This is a genomic window from Chromohalobacter moromii (assembly GCF_023091865.1).
In the GTDB taxonomy this organism is placed as follows: Bacteria; Pseudomonadota; Gammaproteobacteria; order Pseudomonadales; family Halomonadaceae; genus Chromohalobacter; species Chromohalobacter moromii.
In genome coordinates this window covers 397,504-418,933 of record NZ_JAHXDI010000003.1, presented here as the reverse complement: position 1 = coordinate 418,933, position 21,430 = coordinate 397,504, and the positions used below count along the sequence as shown (strand labels likewise).

The window sequence follows — 21,430 nt, the reverse complement described above, 5'->3', positions numbered from 1 at the left end:
CCACGTTACTTTTTCACAGGCACGTTGCTTTTTTCACAGCCACGCTTTCACAGGAGAGCCCGATGTCCGCCGATTCATCCGACGCCGTGCGCCCCACCGGCTTGGCCCGCGTGCCGGATTTCCTGCGCCTGACGCGCCTGGACCGCCCCATCGGCACCTGGCTGCTGATGTGGCCGACGCTGTGGGCCCTGTGGTTGGCGGCCGAGGGCGTACCCGAGCGCGGCACGCTGCTGATCTTCGTTATCGGCGTGTACGTGATGCGTGCCGCCGGTTGCGTGGTCAACGACTACGCCGATCGCCATTTCGATGGGCACGTCAAGCGTACGCGTGACCGGCCATTGGCCACCGGGCGCATCTCCGAGACGGAAGCCAAGGCCACCTTCGCAGTGCTGGTGGCGATTGCCTTCGGCCTGGTCTGCCTGACCAACCTCCCCACCGTGTTGCTGTCATTCGCGGCGCTGGCGTTGGCAGCCACCTATCCGTTCATGAAACGCTATACGCATTTCCCGCAGGTAGTGCTGGGCGCAGCTTTCTCGTGGGGTATTCCCATGGCGTTCATGGCCATTCAGCGCCAGGTACCGCTCGAGGCGTGGTTGCTGCTGGCCGCCAACATCGCCTGGACGGTGGCCTACGACACCGAATACGCCATCGTCGACCGCGACGACGACCTCAAGGTGGGCATCAAGTCCACGGCGGTGCTGTTCGGCCACGCCGACCGACTGATGATCGGACTGTTGCAGGGCGTGACCGTCGTGCTGCTCGCCTGGGTCGGCTTGCGACTGGCGCTAGGCGGTTTCTTCTGGCTGGGACTGGCCGCCATGGTGGCGATCTTCGTCTACCAGCACTATTTGATTCGTCATCGCGAGCGCGATCCTTGCTTCCGCGCCTTCCTCAACAATCATTGGGCCGGGCTGGTGATCTTCGCGGGCATCGCCCTATCGTTATGGCCCATGTGACGCTATGAGCTATAGGTAAAGGGCGTTATTGTCACGAAGTTGTCACATTAGCGCGTTGTAATCGTCATGCTGATGTCATTCATGAGTGATTCGTTTCATAGCGATCCGCAAGAGGCCCACGTCCATGACCGCCAAGACCGTGCTCATCGTCGATGACGAGGCGTCCATCCGCGAAATGATCGCGGTGGCGCTGGAAATGGCCGACTACCGCGTGTTGGAAGCCGACAACGCTCAGACGGCACACGCCATGGTGGTCGACGACCAGCCCGATTTGTTGCTGCTGGACTGGATGATGCCCGGCACCAGCGGCATCGAACTGGCGCGGCGTCTCAAACGCGATACCGCCACCGCCGAGCTACCGATCATCCTGCTCACCGCCAAGAGCGAGGAAGACAACAAGATTCAAGGGCTGGAAGCCGGCGCCGATGATTACATCACCAAGCCGTTCTCGCCGCGGGAGCTGGTGGCACGCCTCAAGGCCGTGCTGCGACGCGCCACGCCCACCGGGGTCGAGGAAACGGTGGAAATCGACGGCTTGCGTCTCGACCCCGTCAGCCACCGGGTCAGCGCCAACGGCGAGGCGCTGGACGTAGGCCCCACCGAGTACCGGCTCCTGCAGTTCTTCATGACGCACCAGGAGCGCGCCTACACCCGTAGCCAGTTGCTCGACCAGGTCTGGGGTGGCAATGTCTACGTCGAGGAGCGCACCGTCGACGTGCATATTCGCCGCCTGCGCAAGGTGCTCGGCGATGACCATCAACACCTCATTCAGACGGTACGCGGCACCGGTTATCGCTTCTCCACCAAGGAGTAGCGCACGTGTACTATTGGACCAACGAACTGTGGCGTCTGGCGTACCTCGTCATCGGGCTCGGTGTCCTCGGCTGGCTCTTCGGCGAGCCCGGCTGGGGGCTCGCCGCCGGCCTGGGCCTCTACGTCTACCTGCATCTGCGCCATTTGCGCGCCCTGTATGTCTGGCTGACCCAGCATCCGCATGACACGCCACCGGTCGGTGCCGGGGTCTGGGGAGATCTGTTCGACCGCCTCTACAAGTATCAGAAAACCCAGCGTCAATCGCAGGCCCGCCTGCGCGATATCATCCGCCGCGTACAAGACTCCTGCGAGGCGATGCGCGATGCCGTGGTCATGCTCGACCGGCACGGCGACCTGGAATGGTGGAACAGCGCCGCGACCCAGATGCTTGGCTTTCAAACGCCCCATGATCGCGGCCAGCACATCACCAACTTCTTGCGCGACCCCCGCTTCGTGGCCTATTTCAATGCCCGCGATTACCGCGAACCGCTGACCTTGGCCTCGCCGATACGCGATGACATGACGCTGCAATACCAGGTCACGCTGTTCGGCGACAACGAGCGCCTGGTCATGGCGCGCGATATCTCGCGACTGCATCGTCTAGAAGAAATGCGGCGCGATTTCGTCGCCAACGTCTCCCACGAACTGCGTACCCCGCTCACCGTGTTGACCGGTTATCTCGAGACCTACCTCGATCAGGCCGACCAATTGCCATCGCGCTGGCAGCGTGGCCTCGGCCAGATGCAGGAACAAACGCAGCGCATGCAGAACCTGGTCGAGGACCTGCTGTTGCTGTCGAAACTGGAAACCGATCAGACCCGCGACGACCCGGCCCCGCTGGACATGGCCACGCTGCTGGAAAACATTCGCGACGATGCCGCCAACCTCTGCGCGGGCAGTCACGAGATAGTCCTGGACATCCACACCGACCACTGCCTGCTGGGTGATGAAGGCGAGATGCGCAGTGCCGTCTCCAACCTGGTCTTCAACGCCGTGCGGTACACTCCAGCAGGCAGCACCGTCACGCTACGCTGGAAGGCCTGGAAGGAAGGTGCCGCAGTCGAGGTCGAGGACGACGGCGACGGTATCGACCCGGTGCACCTGCCACGCCTCACCGAGCGTTTCTACCGCGTCGACAAAGGGCGCAGCGCCGCCAACGGCGGCACCGGATTGGGGCTGGCGATCGTCAAGCATGTGTTGCTGCGCCACGATGCGCATCTCGACATCGACAGCCACCCCGGTCGGGGCGCGCTTTTCCGCTGTGTCTTCCCCGCCACGCGCGTACGCGCCGCCCCCGAAGAACGGCGTGCCGTGGGCCATGGCTAGGTTCTGTGGATAAACCAAGTGCCGATGCCTATGTGGACAAGTCGGCGGCTACCAGATGAAGCGGCAAGCAGACGGAATAGTCAGCCGTTGACCACGCGACGTGGCGATTGTGTTGCGGCCTTCTCGCGACACGCCAACGGGCAGTTACCGCAGTAGCCGAGCCCGGGGAGCAGATAGCGAATGCAGCAGACACGCCGCGTGCGTTCGATGTCGCCTTCGCTGCTTTCATGGTAGCGAATGGGGCGAAACAGCGGGTTGCGCTCGCCATCGGCCAATTCACGTTGGGTCATCAGACGCCCGCCCGTCTCGGCCCGCGTCTGGGCACCGGGCAAGGAGTAAAGCTGGGAGATGAGGTAGTCATAGTAGTGGCCGAGATTGCCCCATAATGCGCGGGGCGCGATGCCGGTGTGCTCGGCCATGCAGGCAATCGCCGGCCCCCAGGTGTCACGTATCAAGGGCAAAAAGCGCGCCTCGGCTTGGGTCGCGATGAGCGGTGTGCCGGTGTCTTCGACCACCAGTGCCTCGATGAGCATATCCTCGCCGAGCACCACCCCCAGGCGCGACAGTTCGAGCGGTAATTGTCGCTCCGCCAGCAAATTATGCGCCGCCCCCAGATAGGTAGTGAGCGCCAGGAAATATTTCGACCACAGCGATATCACGGCGCGAGAATCGCCATGCTGATGCTCGGCGCCATAACGCTTGAGGATCTGCGTCATCCCAGGCTCGGAGAATACATCTCGCGCCGCCCAAGTCGTCGCGGGCGCCTGATCCCAGGTAAGTAGCTTGCGCTCCACCCCCTTCAAGGGACCGGTATAAAACCGATCAAGCAACACTGACATCGAAAGCTTTCCTGTGGCGAGGCCAAGTGGAAGGCGTGGGCAAGATACCCACGCCAAAAAGCGTAAATGAAAACCACTCTCGATTCAATCGTGCCTAAAAGTCGTAGGTCAGACTCGCGCGCACATTCCGTTCCGCCCCGAAGTAGCAATATTGAAGCGAGTTGCATGAGGCCACGTATTCCTTGTCGAGCAAGTTGCCCACGTTGAGCTGCACCTGCATGCCCGACATGCCCATCTGCCCCAGGTCATACCCCAGCATGGCATCGACCAGCGTGTAATCGGGCACTTGCTCGGTGTTGGCGCGATCCGCTTGGATATCGGCGTAATAGCGCACCCCGAGACCGGCATCCAGCCCCGCAAGCGTATCGCCCTGGAAGGCATAGTGCCCCCACAGACTCGCCTGGTGACGCGGCGCGTATATGGCGTGGCTACCCTGCTCACTTTCGACATCACTCTTGGTGTAGGTGATATCGGTATAGCTGTAGGCAGCCTGTAGGCGTAGCGCGTCCGTCAACTGCGTTCTGGCTTCCAGCTCCAGGCCCTGCGACTCGATCTCGCCGATGGAGCGGTAGGGGTCGGTGGGCTGCTCCTTGGTGGCGACGTTTTCCTGGGTGATGCGGAACAGCGAGAGGCTGTAGCGATCTTGGGTGCCCGGGGGCTGATACTTGAGACCCGTCTCCCATTGCTCACCTTCCATGGGATCGAGCACATCGCCATCGATATCGACGAAACTGGTCGGTGTGAAGGCCGTGTTATAGCTGACGTAAGGCGCAACGCCGTTGTCGAACAAGTACAGGAGCCCCGCGCGACCGCTGAAATAGGTTTCGTCGAGCGTATCTTCTCGATTGGCCAATTTCTGCTCGTTGGTGATCGAGACCCAGTCGTAGCGGCCTCCGAGCGTGAGACGCCAGCGATCGAATGCCATCTGATCCTGTAGATAGGCACCGGTCTGGGTCAGCTCGTGACGTTCGTCGTTGGTCACCGCGATATCGCCTACCGGATCGGCACCATACTGCGGATCGAAGGCATCGAGAGATGGGAAGGAACCTGACGTCCATACCACATCATTCTGACGGTCCTGGTAGTCCACACCGACTAGCAAGGTATGGTCGATAAAGCCGCTGGAGAATTCGCCCTCGAGCTGGTTATCGACCGTCCAGGCTTCGAGCGACTCTCGCCCCCCCGAGTAGTAGCGAACCAACTCGTTGGAATCGGGCGATGTCCATCCGTAACCGTAGACCTGGTTCAAGGTGGTATCCGAGTTCAGATAGCGCACCTTCTGGCGCGCGGTCCAGGCATCGTTGAAGCGGTGCTCGAGGCTGTAACCGAACATACGCTGGGTTCGCTCGAACTTGTCGTAATCGTCCTCGCCATCGAAGAAATTATTGCTGATCTTCTGGCCATTGTGGCTTTCCACGGCCCCCTCGTAAGGCACGCCGGAGTGATAGCCGCCTTCCGGGTCCTTTTGCAGATAGGCCATGAACGACAGCGTCGTGTCGTCGGTGACGTCCCAGGTCACCGATGGCGCGATGGCATAGCGCTCCTCCTCGACCGTGTCGAACTGGGTATCCGCACCGCTGGCCAGCCCCACCACGCGATAGGCGGCCCGCCGCTCGTCGTCCAGAGGGCCGGTCAGATCGAACGCCGCGCTGCGCTGACTGTTGTTGCCGACGCTAAACCGTAGTTGACGATGCGTCTCGAACTGCGGCTGCTTGCTGGTCAACGCCACCAGGCCACCGGGGGAGGAGCGCCCGTAGAGTACGGAGGCCGGTCCCTTGACGATTTCGACGTTCTCCAGGAAATACGGATCGATCACCATCGAGCTGTAACCGTTGGTATCGCCCATGACCTTGAGACCATCGAGATAGGTATTGCTCAAGCTGCCGTCGGAGAACCCTCGCATGACCAGGTAATCGTAGCGATTGGAGGCGCCGACCTGATTGGTATAGACCCCCGGCGTATATTGCGCGGCTTCCCTGAGGGTGCGGGTGTCACGCTCATCCATCTCGTCGCGGTCGACTCGCGAGACGGACTGAGGGGTTTCGACAATCGGCGTCTGTGTCTTGGTGGCGGCCTGGCCCGAGACCGTCACCGTGGACAAATCGACGGCCCCGCCGTCATTGCTTTCGGATTGCGCCCATGTCGTCGTGGGCATGAACAGTACGCCTGCCAGGCACGCGCAGGAAAACCAGTGGGGATGCAATGTGCGACTCATGAAAACGCTTCCTCGCTCTCGTCCTCGGGTCGCGGCCGACCCGTTTCTTATGGAGAGTGAGAATTATTAACTTTTAAGAGTCGTTCTGCTTATGCTGAATGCCGAAAAACCTATGCGCGGCGCTGTAAGCAAGCTCGCGGAGGAACTTCTTTCATCATTAAGAAGTATTCACGGCCCCAGGTAGGGGTAGACGCTGGTGCAACGCACGCGGCGATAGGCCATAACGCTGCTTGAAGGCGGTGGCAAAGTTGCTGGCATGCCGATACCCGACCCGTGTTGCGACGTACTGCACGCTATATCCTTCCCGGAGCAGCTCATGGGCCATTTCGAGGCGGCGTTGGCGCAAACATTCGAAGACCGACTGGCCATACGCCTGGCGAAACTTGTCACGCAATGCGCTGGGGCTCATGCAGGCAAGTTGCGCCAAGGATTCGATGCTATGCGACGCCTCGGGATATTCGTGCAGACATTCACGCACACGTGCCAAATGGTAGCGATCACGCACCCCCAAGCGACATTCCTGCCTAGGAGGTGTTCCCCGAGCCGCCAGGCCGTGGGCCATCAATTGCAGCGCCAGCCCCTCGCCGAGTAAGGCATGCTGTGTCTCCTCCGATGGCGCATTCAGCCACTCTTCAAGCGACAGCCAAACGCCTTCGGGCAAGGACAAGCGCCATGCCTCACTGGCGGCGTTGTCGAGCAATTCAGCCAGCGGCGTAGCCAAGCGCGTATGTGACGTACGTGCGGTGTCCAGGAGGGTGAGATTGATCGCGCGCAGGCGCTGCCCACCGGCATGACGTGCACTCAACGTCTGCTGACCGGCGTGCGTGAGCATTAACGCTTCACGCGGTGCCAGGGTGAAATGTTGCCCACCGTGCGACAGTTCCGCGCTGCCCTCGAGTATCACGATGATCGACACATGCGCTGGCGCGTCGGCCAAGGCGTGCGTTTCGTAGGTATGGTGAATCGTGAGGCGCGAACCGACGAGGCTGACACCCATGGCAGGGCGACATTCGTCGACCCAACCCTCGGCCACCGGGGTGGAAGCGGCGTCGTTGCGGGTCAAGGAAGGAAAGCGGTGATACAAACGATAACGGCGCTCGAAAGCGCCGAAATCTGCCATGGTCAGGCATTGGGCCGGCACTGAGACATCGTTCGTCATGCCTGTCACCGGGCCCATGACATACCCCCGATAGGCTTACGCAGTGGCTTCGGCGTAACGACGTGCCACTTCGTCCCAATCGACGACCTCGAAGAAGGCCTTGATGTACTCGGGACGCTTGTTCTGATACTTGAGGTAATAAGCGTGTTCCCACACGTCCAGCCCCAGAATCGGCGTATTGCCGTGCATCAGCGGGCTATCCTGATTGAGCGTGTTTTCCACGACCAGGCGCCCGGCAGGCGTGACGGATAGCCAAGCCCAGCCACTGCCGAAACGCTTGACGGCAGCTTGCGTGAAGGCTTCACGGAACGCTTCGTCACCGCCCAGCTCATTGTCGATAGCTGAGGCCAAATCGCCCTTGGCTTTGCCTCCACCCTGTGCCGACATGACCGTCCAGAACAGCGAATGGTTGGCGTGCCCGCCGCCGTTGTTGATCACTGCCTGACGCTTGGCTTCCGGAACGCGCTCGATTTCTCCCATCAGGGTTTCGACCGGCAGCGACTCAAGATCCGTGCCTTCCAGAGCAGCGTTCAGATTATTGACGTAGGTCTGATGGTGACGGCTGTGATGGATCTCCATGGTGAGCGCATCGATATGCGGTTCCAAGGCATCATAAGCATAGGGTAACGTCGGTAGTTGATGCGCCACGACATACCTCCTTGTCAATCTATCGTCGAATGTCGAGCCTTGGTGCAACATGGCACCAACGGCACGTTGTACCTAACAATAATAGTTTTCATTGCAGGTTTGTCAATTACTTAGCAGCTTGGGCGAGGGGGTCAGAACACCTTGTCGAGCACGAACATCAGCATGAATCCTCCCAGCACTCCGAAGGTCGCATCGCGTTCATGTCCTTTGCGATGCGACTCAGGAATGATCTCGTGGCTGATCACGAACAACATCGCGCCAGCGGCAAAGGCTAGGCCAAAAGGCAGCAAGGCGTCGACGACATGCACCGCAAAGGCCCCGATGACCCCGCCGATAGGCTCCACCAGACCGCTCAATAACGCCGCCCCCAATGCAGTGAGGCGCGAATAGCCGATAGCCAGCAGCCCCAGGGAGACGATCAGGCCCTCGGGCAGATTCTGGAGACCGATGCCCAGCGTCAGCGCCACTCCGGCGGCCATGTCGCCACGCGCGTAGCCCACGCCAACCGCCAACCCTTCGGGAAAGTTGTGAATGGTGATGGCGAAGATGAACAACCAGATACGTCGGATCTGCAAGGCATCCGCGCCGCCCTGCTTGCCTAACGCGAAATGCTCGTGGGGCACGAAGCGGTCCATGCCCCAGACCAGAATGCCGCCACATATGATCCCCCCGCAGACGATCATTAGGGCCCAGCCGATGGTGCCGGTGAGCGCCAGCGAGTCCTCGTAGGCCGGCATCGCCAGGGAATAGGCCGTCGCCGCCAACATCACGCCGGCGCCGAAGCCCATCAAGGCATCCTCGAGACGCTGGCTGATGTGGCGCAACACCATGATCGGTAACGCCCCCAGCGGCGTGAAAAGCCCGGCGACCAGGCTCGCCAACATGCCCGCCTGAAGCGTGCTCAACGTCCCCAGCCAATCACGCATCTGGGCGCCCAGCCACCATACCAGGAACGCGCCCACGGCGGCCGCGAGTAGGATGCCCAGCGCCCAGCGGCGTCGAATAAAGCCACCTGGCGCTATAGAAGGCGCTTGCGAGGGCGCTTGCGTATCTTGCATGCGGGGTCTCCTGCGTCGTCGAGAGCGTTCAGCGTGTCACAGTCGGTAGATGACGGTAATACTGCTGCCAGAGTATCACCGCGCCCGCCACGCCGCCCGGCAACAACACCAGATTGAGCACCGGTATCCACGTCGCCAGCGACATGCCGAATCCGAAGGTCAGCGTCGGCCACCAACGGGTCCGCAAACGTCGTCGCATGTCGCCAAAGCTCACCTGGTTGTTATCCATCGGATAATCCAGGTATTGAATCGCCAACATCCACGCCGAAAAGGCAGCCCACAAGAACGGCATGAATACGTTCACGCCGGGCACGAAGCCGAGTATGAACAACAGCGCCATGCGCGGCAGCATGTACCCCAGCTTGACGAATTCCCGCCCTAACGCGTCGACTCCCGCGCGGAAAAGCCCCCGCGTATCGTTGGGCGGCGCCCCGCTCAGACGCCATTCCACCTTTTCGGCGAGAAAACCATAAAATGGCGCGGCGATCAGGTTGGTCACCAGCGTGAAGGAAAAGAACACCACCAGCAGCAGGCTCACCACCAGTAGCGGCCAGATCAACCACTCCAGCCACTCGAGCCAGGAGGGTACCTTGAGCATCCAGTAGTCGAGCCAGCCACCGAAATGCGTGAACAAATAGCCTAGCGTGGCGGCGTAGATCAGTAGGTTGATCGCCACTGGCGCAATGACGAAGCGGCGCATCCCCGGCGACAAAACCAGCCGTGTACCCTGACTGATGGCGGTAAACGCATGCAGCATCGAGGTTTATCCCTTGATAGACGATAGCGCGGACTCTGCGCAACACAGCATGCCATGCAGCGGCCCCAGCGCCCATCTCCCACGGTTGATGAAAAATTTAATACTAGTATGAGACTCTCTCAGACTTCGTGCTCAGTAAAACGCATGACCCGCTCGGCCTTTCGACGCAACCCTACGAATAGCGGTCAAGCGCGGCACGGCGGTGTGCTAACGTAGCTGAACCGGGATGCCTGAACGGCAGCGTTAACGCGCCTCCCCGGCCTGTACATGACGCGGCTCGGCATCGCGACAAGAGAACACCTCATGGTAAACGCCCCTGGGGCCGGCGCCCCTGACCATGGCGATGAAGCGCGCCGCCTCGACGAGCTTCAACGTCTTGGCCTGATGGATACACCGCCCGAGAAGCGTTTCGACGATATCACCCGGCTGACCGCGCGGGTCTTCGACGTACCCATTGTGCTGATCACGCTGATCGACCGCCACCGCCAGTGGTTCAAGTCGCGCTTTGGCCTCGATGCCTGCGAGACTTCCCGCGACAATGCCTTTTGCGCGCACGCCTTGCTCGAACGCCAGATGATGGTGATCGAGGACACCGACAGCGATCCGCGCTTTCGCGATCATCCCCTGGTCACCGACACGCCCTACATTCGCTTTTACGCTGGCGCCGTCATTCGTATGGCCTCGGGCCTGCCGCTGGGCACGCTGTGCGTGATCGACCGGCATCCAAGGCGCTTCGACGCCCATCAGCGCGAGATATTGCTCGATTTGGCGCGCCTGGTGGAAAATGAGATCGGTGACGATGTCATCACGCGCCTCGAGCGCGCCCGTGCCGAAATCGGTACCCAGTTCGACCCGCAAACCCGGCTAGCCACGCAACAGCGCTTTCAGCAACTCATCCAGGCACGCCTGGCGGCATTGCCGGACACCGTGGCATTCTGTGGCGTCGCGGCCATCGATCTTTACGGCATGCGCGCAGTACGTACGCGCTTTTCCCTACAGGCCAGCAACGAAGTGCTCATGCGCGCCATCGCGCGGGTCGAGAAAGCCCTAGACGGTTTCGTCTTCGACTTGGCACGCATCGACGATCAACGCCTCGGGGTGCTGCTCTACCAGGGGGATCCCGCGCGCATGGCCGACACCATGGCGATGCTGGCCGAGACCTTGCGGGCGCCCTATATCGCCGCCGGCAAGACCGTCACCGCCGCCGCGCGCGTGGTCTGGGCACAAGATGCCACCCGGCTCGGCCATGCCGATGACATCCTCTCCGCTCTGCAGCATACCTGCCGGCGCCTCCATAATGAGCGCGGCGATGCGCTCCTGCGTCTCGATACGCCAACGTCGCTGCCACGCCTGACGCGGCGCAACTTGCTGCGCCGCCGTACGGCCTCGGCACTGGCCGAAGACCGCTTCCGGCTCCACTATCAGCCACAGGTCGCTATACACGGCTATCGAGTGAAAGGATTCGAGGCCTTGCTGCGCTGGCATGACAGCGAACTGGGACAAGTCAGTCCCCAGGATATCGTCGATATCAGCGAGGAAATCGATCTCGGCGATCAACTGGATACCTGGGTACTAAAAACCGTCACCCAGCAACTGGCCACGTGGCGCGACCACGGCCACACCCTGCTACCGATATCCGTCAACGTTTCCCAGGAACAGCTCGCGCGGCCCACCTTCGTCGATTTGATCGACTCATTGCTTACGCGCCACCGTCTACCCGGGCGATTGCTCAACCTGGAAGTGCTGGAGCGCTCATTGATCGACGACCCCGAGGCCATCATCGACAGCATGCAGCGTCTCAAGCGCCGTGGTGTGGGGTTCGCCATCGATGACTTCGGCACCGGCTATTCGTCGCTTTCCTATCTCACGCGGATTCCGTTCGACACACTCAAGATCGACAAGAGCTTCATCGATCGCATCTGCGACGATCCACGCGTAGCCTCGCTGGTACGTTCGATCGTCTCACTGGGGCGCGATGCCGGCATGCAGGTCGTCGCCGAAGGCGTGGAAAACATCGCCCAGGTCACCCTACTGCGCGGCTTCCACTGCCACAGCATACAGGGCCATGTGTTCTCCATCGCCCTGACGGCACCCCATGCCGAAGCCCTGTTGGCGGCCACTGCCAGAAAACGACATCACTCCCCGAGCGATCCCTCCAGCTCACCGGGATCGGTGTGACGCACATCGAGGCCCTTGACCAGATAAATGACGTGTTCAGCCAGATTGTCGGCATGATCGCCAACCCGCTCCAGAGCCCGCAGGATCGTCATCACGCTGAGAATGGACGTGATGGCGCGCGGATCTTCCATCATGAAGGTCACCAGCGAGCGCGTGGCCGTAGTGTATTCGTTGTCGACCGACTCGTCCTCGTGGAGCACCTCCAACGCCAAGCGCGTATCGAAGCGCGCGAACGAGGTCAGCGCGTCGCGCAGCATCTTGCGCACATGCTCGCTCAGATGGCGAATCTCGACCATGCCCCGCGAATGGCGGTCCGATTCGATGAGCGTCAACGCATTGCGTGCGATCTTGTTGGCCTCGTCGCCGACGCGCTCGAGATCGGAGGTGGCGCGGATGACCGCCAGCACCAGGCGTAGATCGGAGGCCGCCGGCTGCCGGCGTGCCAGCACCCGGGTGCATTCTTCGTCGATCTGGATTTGCATGTCGTTGACGGCGTTATCGCTATCGCGCACGCGCTCGGCGGTTCGACTATCGCCCTCGAGCAACGCCTCAACGGCATCCTGTACCTGCTTCTCGACCAGCCCGCCCATCGCCATCAACTGGGTCTTGAGTTGCTCCAGTTCCTGGTTGAACTGACGGGAAATGTGCTGGCTATGCGTCTCGTTGGTAATGTCCATGACACTGCTCCGCTTGTCGGAATCGCCGCGACTCAACCCACGCGGCCGGTGATGTAGTCTTCGGTGCGCCGTAAGCGCGGATTGGTGAACAACGTATCGGTCGGGGCGTACTCGACCAGCTCGCCAGCGTGCAGAAACGCGGTGTAGTCGGACACGCGTGCCGCCTGCTGCATGTTGTGGGTGACCAAAATCAGCGTCAGTTGCGACTTCAAGCCACGAATCAGCTCCTCGATCTTGAGTGTCGAGATCGGATCCAGTGCCGAGGCCGGCTCGTCGAGCAGCAATACGTCCGGGCGTACCGCCAGGGTGCGGGCGATGACCAAGCGCTGCTGCTGCCCGCCCGACAACGTCCACGCCGAGGCGTGTAGATCCGCCTTGACCTCTTCCCAGAGCGCCGCCGACTGCAACGCCCACTCGACGATCTCATCCAGCTCACGCTTGCGTTTGACGCCCTGCAGACGCACCCCGTAGGCGACGTTTTCATAGATCGACATGGGAAACGGATTAGGCGTCTGAAACACCATCCCCACCCGGCGGCGCAGTTCGGCCACATCCACGTCGCGGGCATGAATGTCCTGGCCCTCGAGACGAATGCGTCCGCTCCGCGTGACCTGGTCGTTGAGGTCATGCAATCGATTGAGGCCGCGCAGTAACGTCGACTTGCCGCATCCCGAAGGCCCGATGAAAGCTGTTACGCGATGACGTGGCACGCGCAACGTCAAATCGCGCAACGCCGGCTTTCCCTCATAGGCAAGCGACAGAGCCTCAATGTCGAAACAGCTCGACGTCGAGGGAAAATCGACCACCGCCGACGAGCGCTGGGTCTCGGCGGCTGAAAAAGACACGGCTGACAAGGGTGACGAACCTCCTACGAATGCTCCAGTGCACGGTGACGTGCCCTGAGATGATGGCGCAAGATTATTGCAGTTAGGTTAAGCACCACGATGACGACGACCAACAACGTCGCCGTCGCGAATACCAGCGGCATCGCCGCCTCGGCATCACGACTGGCGAAGCCTAGATCGAACAAGTGATAGCCTAGATGCATGAACTTGCTATCGAGATGCAAGTACGGAAACTCCCCATCCACGGGGATCTCCGGCGCCAGCTTGGCCACGCCCACCAACATCAGCGGCGCCACCTCGCCGGCGGCACGGGCCACGGCCAGAATCACGCCAGTCAGCATCGACGGCAGCGCCATGGGCACCACCACCCGGCGCAGGGTTTCGAAACGCGTCGCACCCAGCGCCAGCGAACCTTCACGCAACGCCACGGGCACTCGCGCTAGCCCTTCTTCGGTGGCTACGATCACCACCGGCAGGGTCAACAGCGCCAACGTCAGCGAGGCCCACAGCAGTCCCCCGGTGCCAAAAGTCGGCGACGGCAAGCGCTCGGCGAAGAACCAGCTATCGAGGTGACCGCCCAATCCGTAGACGAACACACCCAGCCCAAACACGCCGTAGACGATCGATGGCACCCCGGCCAGATTGCGCACCGCAATGCGCACCAGGCGCGTCAACGGTCCTTGGCGTGCCACCTCGTTGAGATACAACGCCGCCAGCACGCCGAACGGCGTGACCACCAGCGACATCAGCATCACCATCAATAGGGTGCCGAAGATCGCCGGCCATACACCGCCCCCGGTATTGCCATCGCTCGGCGCCTCGCTGAGAAAGCGCCACACGCCGTGCCCCCAGGCCGCGAGCTTGTCGCCGATATCCATGCGATTGGGCCAGGAAAGCGACGCCACCTGCGCGAACGCCACCTCGAGCGCGCGCCCCTCGACATTGCGCAGATGCAGCGTCGTGACCTCGGCGTCCCCCGCTAGGGCCCGACGCAGGCGGCGCTCGGCCTCGGCACCTTGCAGGCGTTCGCCGGCGGGCGTCTCCACCGCCGTCAGGCGACCGATGAAGGGCCCCCAATCGCGACGCTCGGCGTACAGCAGCTCCGGCGGCGTCTCGCGCCTCTCGATGGCCTGCGTCTCGACCCATCGCCATACCTCACCATCGAGGTCACGATTGGCGGTGAAATAGCGCTGTTCGTTGGCTTCGCTGCCACGAGCGATGCCGGCAATCCGCTGGCCGTCGTCGAGGGTCAGTTGCTCGATATCGGCGGGCCAGAAGTGCGCCAGTCCGCGTGTCACGACCAGCACCAGCAGCGCCACCACGGCCAATAGCGAAAGCGCCACGCAGGCCCCGCTCAGCCATCGCCAGACACCGTCGCCGCCCACCCGAGGGATTCTCATGCGTCACCCCCATAGCGTCGATACCGCCGTTTGAGACGCCAGCGCACCATTTCCGCCAGCGTGTTGACGACGAAGGTGAATACGAACAGCAGCAACGCCCCGAGCAGCAGCAGGCGATAGTGCGTGCCGCCCACCGCCGCCTCGGGTAATTCGATGGCCAGATTGGCGGCCAGCGAGCGCAGACCCTCGAAGAGGCTCGGCGACATCAGCGGCGTATTGCCGGTGACCATCAGCACGATCATGGTTTCCCCCACCGCGCGTCCCGCGCCGATCATGACCGCAGAGAGAATTCCCGGCGCGGCGGCAGGCAACTGCACCCGCCACAGCGTCTGCGCCCGTGTCGCACCCAGTGCCAGAGAGCCTTCCGCCAGGGGACGGGGCACGCCGGAAAGCGCTTCCTCGGCCAGTGAGTACAGCGTGGGAATGATCGCCAGCCCCATGGCCATGCCGACGATCAGCGCATTGCGTTGCGCGTAATCCCAGCCCCACTGCTGGTGCATCCAGGCACGCAGGTCGCCGCCGAACCACCAAGCTTCGAGCCACGGAGAGAGACTCAGCGCCGCCCAGCACAGCAGCGCCAGGGGCACCATCAGTCCTATTCCGGCACTGATAGGGGGTAGATGAAGTTCCCAGCGTCGGGAAAGCATCCGCCACAGCCAGCCGCAAGCCACGCTGCCCAGCGGCACGCACACGAAAAGCGCCAGCGTTCCGGCAAGATGACGCTCGACGAAGGGCGCCACGAACAGCCCCGCGACGAAGCCGATGACCACGCCGGGCAACGCCTCCATCAACTCGATGGCGGGCTTGAGACGCGCGCGCTGCCGCCGTGACATGTAACAAGCGCTATGCACTGCCGCTCCCAGCGCCAACGGCACGGCGAACACCATGGCCCAGGCTGCCGCCTTGAGCGTCCCCCAGGCCAGCGGCACCAGGCTGTACTGCGGCTCTTCATCACCCGTGACGGCCGCCGCCCAGCGCCACTCGGCATCGCTATGGCCTTCATAAACCTGCGGCATCCATAGCGTCGCCGGACTCACCGCGGCATGCGGTGCCTCGATCGACAGCCGTTGGAGCGTACCCGCCTCGTCCAGCCACATCACCTGCGTGCCTTGCGCATTAATCGACACGGCCGTCGGCAGCGTGGTCTCGGATGCCTGACCCTGCCAGCGCTGGCCACTCAGGGATTGATAGAGCCCCAAGCGGCCGCTGTCGTCCAGTGCCAGCCACAGGCGCTGCCGGGGCAAAGCGATCAAGCGTCGAATGGCAGAGTCGCCCAGGGCCGTGTAAGAAGTCTCGGCCGCTTGCCAGCCCGCATCGTCGGGAGAGAGTCGCCAACGGTGCAGCCCACCGCCGGCATCGCCGACGATCAGCGTGCGCCCGCCCTGCAGGAAGCTCAACGCCGTCGTCGGCGCCTGGGTGTCGGTACGCGCCAACGCCTTGCCACCGCCATCGGGAGACAGCTCCCACAGCGTCAATTGCGTGCCTTGGGTCATGGCCAGGCGGCCCGCGTGGCCCAGCGCGATATGCTCGGCCGTCTCCGGTACTGCAATACGCCGCGTGGCTTCATCGGTATGCCACAGGGCCGCCACCTCACCCTGGCTATCGCGCCCCGCCAGCACCCAGCCCTGAGCCGCATGACGCAGTGTCAGCGCTGCCACACCACGGGCCTCGAACAGGCGCATGGTAGAGGCCTGGGCCCATCGTAATCGTCCCCGGTCATCGCGGGGCACCAGACGCACTTCGCCGTTGCTCAACCCCAAGGCCAGCGGCTGCCTATCGCCTGCCTCGGCTACTGCCGCGATGGTGGCACTTGTGGCCAGCGTCGCGACCTCGCCCTCGGCGTCGCGCAGTTGCCCGTCTCGGGTCAACCAGCGCGTGCCGTCATCGGCCAACCAGACGGCGTGAATCGCGCCTTCGTCGGCGGCCGAGGGGGCGGCGTCGACATTCACCTCGGCGTCGTCGAAAAGCGGTAGCACGGCCAGCATCAGATACACGCCGATGGCCAGCACTGCCACGACCACGCCGATACCGCTGGCGGCGATCACGCCAGTCGCCAGACGATCGAGACGCTGGCGCAGGCGGCGATTCGAGCGAGGCGGGGCGGTGGAAGGTTCAGTCATCGGCGAGCCCGGCGGCGAAGCGTTGCCTTGCAATGAAGTGAGACCATCAGATTACGTCAGTTTGATGACGATTGCGTGACATCGGCAAGGGGTGGCAACCGCAACGCCCGCCTGGCAGTGGCCAGGCGCGATTCTGGCAGGGGCACGAACCCTTGGCGAGCGACCACGGCCTGGCCCTCGGGCGACAACACAAGATCGAAGAAGGCGCGCTCCAGGGGCGGCAAAGACTCGCCCGGCGCCAGGTTGACGTAGATATACAAAGGCCGCGTGAGGGGATAGCGTCCACTGACGACGTTGTCGTGCGTAGGTAGACGCGGCGTGCCCTGGTCATCGCGCAACGCCAGTATCTTAACCATCGCGGTGGGATAGCCAAGGCCAGCATAGCCGATCGCCTCGCGGGAACGGCCGACCGCCGCCACCACCGCCGAGGAGCCCGGCAGTTCGTTGACGTCGCGGCGGAAATTACCGCCGCACAAGGCCTCCCGCTTGAACAGTGCATGCGACCCGGAGGCTGTGTTGCGACCGAAACGCGCCACCGGCCGTGAGGCCCAGTCGCCGTCGAGCCCTAGCGCGCCCCAGCGCCGGATAGCGGGCGCTTGATCGCAGAAGCGAGTGTCGGCGAACAATGCCTCGACCTGCGCCAATGTCAGCGAGGTCAACGGATTGTCGCGATGCACGAACAGCGTCAGCGCGTCCAGTGCCACCGGCACCGCCACCGGTGGATGGCCCTGGCGGGCGATGAAGTCGGCGCGTTCGGCCTCGGTCATGGGGCGTGACATGGCACCGATGCGCGTCACCCCTTCGGCCAGCGCCGGCGGCGCAGTCCCCGAACCCGAGGCCTGTACCTGCAAGCGTACCTCGGGATGACGCGCGCTGAGCCGTTCGCCCCATTGCGTCATCAAACCACCCAGCGTATCCGAGCCGACCGAGCCCAGTGTGCCGCTTAACGGCGCCGCCATCGCCATCATCGGCAACAGCAATGCCCCTAGCGTCATAGCCACGCGACATCGCAAGGTCACTGTGGCGCACCGCCCTGTTCGTTTTTTTCTGATCAACGCTCTCGCCCCCGTTGTCACGCCTGCCCCGGCGCAAAACACCTTGCCGGGCGACTGGTCGTCGAGGCCCAGCGGCGTTTACTATGAGACGATCTCAACGGCATGAGATGACTGCAACGGCGCGCTACGCTCGATAACAACAATGTTCGACAACAACAGTGCTCGACAACAACAATCGCCAGGACCCACACCATGCATGAACTCGACGATATTCCGACCCCGCAGGGCGAACTCACGCTCAAGCTCGTCACCCGGCGCCAGGACACCAACCTCTACGGCGACATCCCCGGCGGCTGGCTCATCGCGCAGATGGACCAGGCCGCCGAGCTCGCCGCGGGACGCCTGGCAAGCGGCCGAACCGCCACGGTTGCCACCGAGAGCATGGATTTCTTGTGCCCGGTACGAATCGGCGCGATGGTCAATATCTTCACTAAAATCAGTGAGGTCGGGCGCAGCTCGATCAAGGTCGATGTCGAGGTGTGGATCCGTCCACCACACGAGCGCAGTCCCGAGGAGCGCTACAAGGTCACCGAGGCACGCTTCGTAATGGTGGCACTGGACGACAACGGCCGCATACGTCCCGTCCCCGAGGCGTAAGGCGCCTATGGTGATCCGTTATGACGAGCCGTTGCCACCGCGCCGCACCAGCCAGTAACTCAGGCCCAGCGCCAGCACTGCGGCGGCCAGGGCCACGATCTTCAAGGGCTCGATAGTTTCCATGTCCATGACCATGAACTTGCGGACCAGCGCCATGATCGCGATCAGCACCACGATCTCGACCTGGATGAAGCCGCCGCGCCCTTCCATGGTCCGCACGATGGAATTGTTGAATTCCATGGCGATCAGCACCGTGAGAATCATGTCGAACACTGCCTGGAAGACGCGGTAATCGAACGGGTCTCGGGTCTGAACGAACAACAACTCGATCACGTGGACGACCAGATAATACAACGCCACCAGTACCACGAAGCCGATCGCCACCGTCAGGACCAGCGAGACCAGGCGCTCGAAACGTTGATAGCCGGAAAGCTGCGACCACTGATCCATCAACTCGGGAAACCACTTCTTCATCGTTGCGTCTCGTTTATGTTGTGCTTACGACTCATAACGGCGTCAGCTTGGCGAATCCCAGCACCAACCATTTGTCGCCCTCGTCCTCGAAGCTAATATGCACGCGCGCCCTGGCGCCTTCGCCCTCGGCATTGATGATCACACCCTCGCCGAAGACCGGATGACTGACCCGCTGCCCCAGACTCAACGACGGCTGGTCATCATCGCTCGATACGCTCTGCTGCTGAGAGAGACCGCGGTTCGGCCGCGTGGAAACCGGCCGTGAGACCTGGCCACGCAGACGCACCTCCTCGAGCAACGACTCAGGCAACTCATGCAAAAAGCGCGACGGCCGCGAGAAGGTTTCCTTGCCATGCAAGCGACGAATCTCGGCATGCGTCAGATACAACTTACGCATGGCGCGGGTCACCCCGACATAGCACAGGCGTCGCTCTTCCTCGAGACGCCCCGGTTCTTCCAGCGACATCTTGTGCGGAAACAGCCCTTCTTCGATCCCGGCGACGAATACCACCGGAAACTCCAGCCCCTTGGCCGAGTGCAGCGTCATCAACTGCACGCTGTCCTCGAAATCGTCGGCTTCGTGATCGCCGGCGTTGAGGGCGGCCTCGGCCAGGAATGGCTCCAGTGCCGCCGCCCCCTCGCCGACTTCCTGCAACGAGAACGGATCGCCCTGAGCGAAGTTGCGCGCCGCGTTGATCAATTCCTCGAGGTTCTCGACACGCGCCTGGCCCTTCTCGCCTTTTTCGTTGCGGTGATGCTCGAGCAGCCCAGTGGTCTGCAGGACATGCTCGATCAGTTCATGCAGCGCCATGCCGGCGGTATCGTTGTCGAGGCGCTCGATCAGCTCCGAAAATGCCGAGAGCGCACTGGCCGCGCGCCCCTTTAACAATCCCTCACTGAGGCTATCGTGCAAGGCTTGCCACAATGAAACTGACTGCGTACGAGCCCGCTCGCGCAGCACTTCCACGGTGCGCGTACCGATACCGCGCGCCGGCACGTTGATCACCCGCTCCAGCGAGGCATCGTCGTCGCGCGTCAACGTCAAGCGGAGATACGCCAGGGCGTTCTTGATCTCGAGACGCTCGTAGAAGCGTTGGCCACCGTAGATACGATAGGACACGCCACTGCGGATCAGTGCCTCCTCGAGCACCCGTGACTGGGCGTTGGAACGATAGAGAATCGCGATGTCATGCCGCGCACTGCCCTTGTTCACTTCCTCGTTGAGGGTATCGACGATGAAGCGGGCCTCGTCGAGGTCGTTGAAGCCGGCGTAGACCGAGATCGGCTCACCGTGAACGCCATCGGTCCAAAGCTCCTTGCCCATGCGCCCGGCGTTATGACTGATCAGCGTGTTCGCGGCCTCGAGAATGGCACTCGTCGAGCGGTAGTTCTGCTCCAGGCGCACCGTCGTTGTCGCGGGGAATTCCTCGGCGAAGCGCCGGATATTCTCGACCTTGGCCCCGCGCCAGCCGTAGATCGACTGATCGTCGTCGCCGACCACGGTCATGCCCGCGCGATCGCCGGCCAGCAGCTTGAGCCAGGCGTACTGCAAGGTATTGGTGTCCTGGAATTCGTCGACCAGCAGATGACCGAAACGCTCGCGATAATGCGCCAGCAGGGACGGGTTGTCGCGCAGCAGTTCCAGGCCGCGCAGTAGCAATTCACCGAAGTCGACCAGACCGGCGCGTTCGCACGCCAGTTGATAGCGCTCGTAGAGCTCGACCATCTGGCCCATGTAGGTATCGCCATGGGTCTGGACCTGATGGGCGCGCAGCCCCTCTTCCTTGCAGCCACCGATGAAATATTGCACCTGCTTGGGCGGGAAGCGCTCAGCGTCGATGCGATGGTCCTTGAGCAGGCGCTTGACCAGGCGCAGTTGATCGTCGCTATCGATGATCTGGAAATGCTGGGGCAGGCGCGCGTCGTGCCAGTGGGTGCGTAGCAGGCGGTGCGCGATGGAGTGGAACGTACCCACCCACATGTTGCGCAGCGACAATCCCAGCAGCGCCTCGAGACGCGTGCGCATCTCGCGTGCCGCCTTGTTGGTGAAGGTTACGGCGAGAATCGCGTAGGGCGACAGTCCTTCGACCTGCAATAACCAGGCGATACGATGCACCAGGACACGCGTCTTGCCTGAGCCGGCACCGGCCAGCACCAGCAAATTGCCCTGTGGATGGCTCACGGCCTCGCGCTGGGCCGTATTCAGCGAGTCGAGTAGCGGCGAAACGTCGCCCGGCGAAACGTCGTCCATGGATCACGTATCTTGGCATTGCGAAATGAGCGCACAGCTTAGCACAAGCGGTCTCGGCTTCG

Annotated in this window: 18 protein-coding genes; 5 read left to right on the top strand and 13 right to left on the bottom strand. The window is 62.4% G+C overall.

What is annotated here, in order from left to right:
- The first annotated feature begins 62 nt into the window (after positions 1-62).
- From ubiA to phoR, 3 genes are all read left to right on the top strand, one after another.
- Positions 63-956, top strand: coding sequence for a 4-hydroxybenzoate octaprenyltransferase (gene ubiA / locus KZO83_RS12000; RefSeq protein ID WP_247620977.1), 894 nt, complete (start codon positions 63-65; stop codon positions 954-956).
- Positions 957-1,080: 124 nt separating this feature from the next.
- Complete coding sequence (gene phoB / locus KZO83_RS11995; protein ID WP_075368463.1) at positions 1,081-1,770, top strand: phosphate regulon transcriptional regulator PhoB; 690 nt, start codon at positions 1,081-1,083, stop codon at positions 1,768-1,770.
- A 5-nt stretch (positions 1,771-1,775) separates the two neighbouring features.
- Positions 1,776-3,095, top strand: coding sequence for a phosphate regulon sensor histidine kinase PhoR (phoR, locus tag KZO83_RS11990; RefSeq protein ID WP_075368464.1), 1,320 nt, complete (start codon positions 1,776-1,778; stop codon positions 3,093-3,095).
- A gap of 80 nt (positions 3,096-3,175) precedes the next feature.
- Here the strand turns inward: phoR and fhuF are convergent, their stop codons facing one another.
- The 6 genes from fhuF to cysZ form a co-directional block, all read right to left on the bottom strand.
- Positions 3,176-3,934: a siderophore-iron reductase FhuF gene (fhuF, locus tag KZO83_RS11985; protein WP_247620976.1), complete on the bottom strand. Its 759-nt coding sequence runs from the start codon at positions 3,932-3,934 to the stop codon at positions 3,176-3,178.
- A 94-nt stretch (positions 3,935-4,028) separates the two neighbouring features.
- Positions 4,029-6,089, bottom strand: a complete 2,061-nt coding sequence (locus tag KZO83_RS11980) for a TonB-dependent siderophore receptor (RefSeq protein ID WP_247621094.1) — start codon at positions 6,087-6,089, stop codon at positions 4,029-4,031.
- A 217-nt stretch (positions 6,090-6,306) separates the two neighbouring features.
- Entirely contained in the window at positions 6,307-7,308 is a 1,002-nt protein-coding gene (locus tag KZO83_RS11975; protein ID WP_247620975.1) for a helix-turn-helix transcriptional regulator, read from the bottom strand.
- Positions 7,309-7,344: 36 nt separating this feature from the next.
- Entirely contained in the window at positions 7,345-7,956 is a 612-nt protein-coding gene (locus tag KZO83_RS11970; protein WP_040240325.1) for a superoxide dismutase, read from the bottom strand.
- 131 nt (positions 7,957-8,087) lie between these two features.
- The gene (locus KZO83_RS11965) at positions 8,088-9,014 is read right to left on the bottom strand and encodes a ZIP family metal transporter (protein ID WP_178998905.1); all 927 of its coding nucleotides are present in this window, start codon (positions 9,012-9,014) and stop codon (positions 8,088-8,090) included.
- Positions 9,015-9,042: 28 nt separating this feature from the next.
- The gene (gene cysZ / locus KZO83_RS11960; RefSeq protein WP_246941482.1) at positions 9,043-9,771 is read right to left on the bottom strand and encodes a sulfate transporter CysZ; all 729 of its coding nucleotides are present in this window, start codon (positions 9,769-9,771) and stop codon (positions 9,043-9,045) included.
- Positions 9,772-10,074: 303 nt separating this feature from the next.
- Here cysZ and KZO83_RS11955 point away from each other — a divergent pair, with 303 nt between their 5' ends.
- The gene (locus KZO83_RS11955; protein WP_247620974.1) at positions 10,075-11,949 is read left to right on the top strand and encodes a bifunctional diguanylate cyclase/phosphodiesterase; all 1,875 of its coding nucleotides are present in this window, start codon (positions 10,075-10,077) and stop codon (positions 11,947-11,949) included.
- On the opposite strand, the gene phoU is transcribed toward KZO83_RS11955, so the two are convergent.
- From phoU to KZO83_RS11930, 5 genes are all read right to left on the bottom strand, one after another.
- On the bottom strand, positions 11,907-12,626 hold the full coding sequence (gene phoU, locus KZO83_RS11950; protein WP_178998902.1) for a phosphate signaling complex protein PhoU: 720 nt from the start codon (positions 12,624-12,626) through the stop codon (positions 11,907-11,909). The two genes, KZO83_RS11955 and phoU, sit on opposite strands and share 43 nt — an antisense overlap.
- A gap of 32 nt (positions 12,627-12,658) precedes the next feature.
- Positions 12,659-13,432, bottom strand: coding sequence for a phosphate ABC transporter ATP-binding protein PstB (gene pstB, locus KZO83_RS11945; protein ID WP_247621093.1), 774 nt, complete (start codon positions 13,430-13,432; stop codon positions 12,659-12,661).
- A 62-nt stretch (positions 13,433-13,494) separates the two neighbouring features.
- Positions 13,495-14,871, bottom strand: a complete 1,377-nt coding sequence (pstA, locus tag KZO83_RS11940) for a phosphate ABC transporter permease PstA (RefSeq protein ID WP_247620973.1) — start codon at positions 14,869-14,871, stop codon at positions 13,495-13,497.
- A complete protein-coding gene (locus KZO83_RS11935) occupies positions 14,868-16,991 on the bottom strand; it encodes an ABC transporter permease subunit (protein ID WP_247620972.1) in 2,124 nt (707 codons plus the stop codon). Before KZO83_RS11935 ends, pstA begins: the two co-directional genes overlap by 4 nt.
- Positions 16,992-17,047: 56 nt before the next feature.
- The gene (locus KZO83_RS11930) at positions 17,048-17,986 is read right to left on the bottom strand and encodes a PstS family phosphate ABC transporter substrate-binding protein (protein WP_247621092.1); all 939 of its coding nucleotides are present in this window, start codon (positions 17,984-17,986) and stop codon (positions 17,048-17,050) included.
- Positions 17,987-18,238: 252 nt separating this feature from the next.
- Here KZO83_RS11930 and KZO83_RS11925 point away from each other — a divergent pair, with 252 nt between their 5' ends.
- Positions 18,239-18,643, top strand: coding sequence for an acyl-CoA thioesterase (locus tag KZO83_RS11925; RefSeq protein ID WP_040240311.1), 405 nt, complete (start codon positions 18,239-18,241; stop codon positions 18,641-18,643).
- An 18-nt stretch (positions 18,644-18,661) separates the two neighbouring features.
- Here KZO83_RS11925 and KZO83_RS11920 read toward each other — a convergent pair whose 3' ends face one another.
- Together KZO83_RS11920 and uvrD are read right to left on the bottom strand one after the other, a co-directional pair.
- Entirely contained in the window at positions 18,662-19,117 is a 456-nt protein-coding gene (locus tag KZO83_RS11920) for a phosphate-starvation-inducible PsiE family protein (RefSeq protein WP_040240307.1), read from the bottom strand.
- Positions 19,118-19,148: 31 nt separating this feature from the next.
- Positions 19,149-21,368, bottom strand: a complete 2,220-nt coding sequence (gene uvrD, locus KZO83_RS11915) for a DNA helicase II (protein WP_247620971.1) — start codon at positions 21,366-21,368, stop codon at positions 19,149-19,151.
- Positions 21,369-21,430 lie beyond the last annotated feature (62 nt).

Excerpts from the sequence above, each read along its gene's own strand:
- ubiA (WP_247620977.1), top strand. The coding sequence starts at position 63 with ATGTCCGCCGATTCATCCGACGCCGTGCGCCCCACCGGCTTGGCCCGC.
- phoB (WP_075368463.1), top strand. The coding sequence starts at position 1,081 with ATGACCGCCAAGACCGTGCTCATCGTCGATGACGAGGCGTCCATCCGC.
- fhuF (WP_247620976.1), bottom strand. The coding sequence starts at position 3,934 with ATGTCAGTGTTGCTTGATCGGTTTTATACCGGTCCCTTGAAGGGGGTG.
- KZO83_RS11980 (WP_247621094.1), bottom strand. The coding sequence starts at position 6,089 with ATGCCCACGACGACATGGGCGCAATCCGAAAGCAATGACGGCGGGGCC.
- KZO83_RS11975 (WP_247620975.1), bottom strand. The coding sequence starts at position 7,308 with ATGACGAACGATGTCTCAGTGCCGGCCCAATGCCTGACCATGGCAGAT.
- KZO83_RS11965 (WP_178998905.1), bottom strand. The coding sequence starts at position 9,014 with ATGCAAGATACGCAAGCGCCCTCGCAAGCGCCTTCTATAGCGCCAGGT.
- cysZ (WP_246941482.1), bottom strand. The coding sequence starts at position 9,771 with ATGCTGCATGCGTTTACCGCCATCAGTCAGGGTACACGGCTGGTTTTG.
- KZO83_RS11955 (WP_247620974.1), top strand. The coding sequence starts at position 10,075 with ATGGTAAACGCCCCTGGGGCCGGCGCCCCTGACCATGGCGATGAAGCG.
- phoU (WP_178998902.1), bottom strand. The coding sequence starts at position 12,626 with ATGGACATTACCAACGAGACGCATAGCCAGCACATTTCCCGTCAGTTC.
- pstA (WP_247620973.1), bottom strand. The coding sequence starts at position 14,871 with ATGAGAATCCCTCGGGTGGGCGGCGACGGTGTCTGGCGATGGCTGAGC.
- KZO83_RS11935 (WP_247620972.1), bottom strand. The coding sequence starts at position 16,991 with ATGACTGAACCTTCCACCGCCCCGCCTCGCTCGAATCGCCGCCTGCGC.
- KZO83_RS11930 (WP_247621092.1), bottom strand. The coding sequence starts at position 17,986 with ATGACGCTAGGGGCATTGCTGTTGCCGATGATGGCGATGGCGGCGCCG.
- KZO83_RS11925 (WP_040240311.1), top strand. The coding sequence starts at position 18,239 with ATGCATGAACTCGACGATATTCCGACCCCGCAGGGCGAACTCACGCTC.
- KZO83_RS11920 (WP_040240307.1), bottom strand. The coding sequence starts at position 19,117 with ATGAAGAAGTGGTTTCCCGAGTTGATGGATCAGTGGTCGCAGCTTTCC.
- uvrD (WP_247620971.1), bottom strand. The coding sequence starts at position 21,368 with ATGGACGACGTTTCGCCGGGCGACGTTTCGCCGCTACTCGACTCGCTG.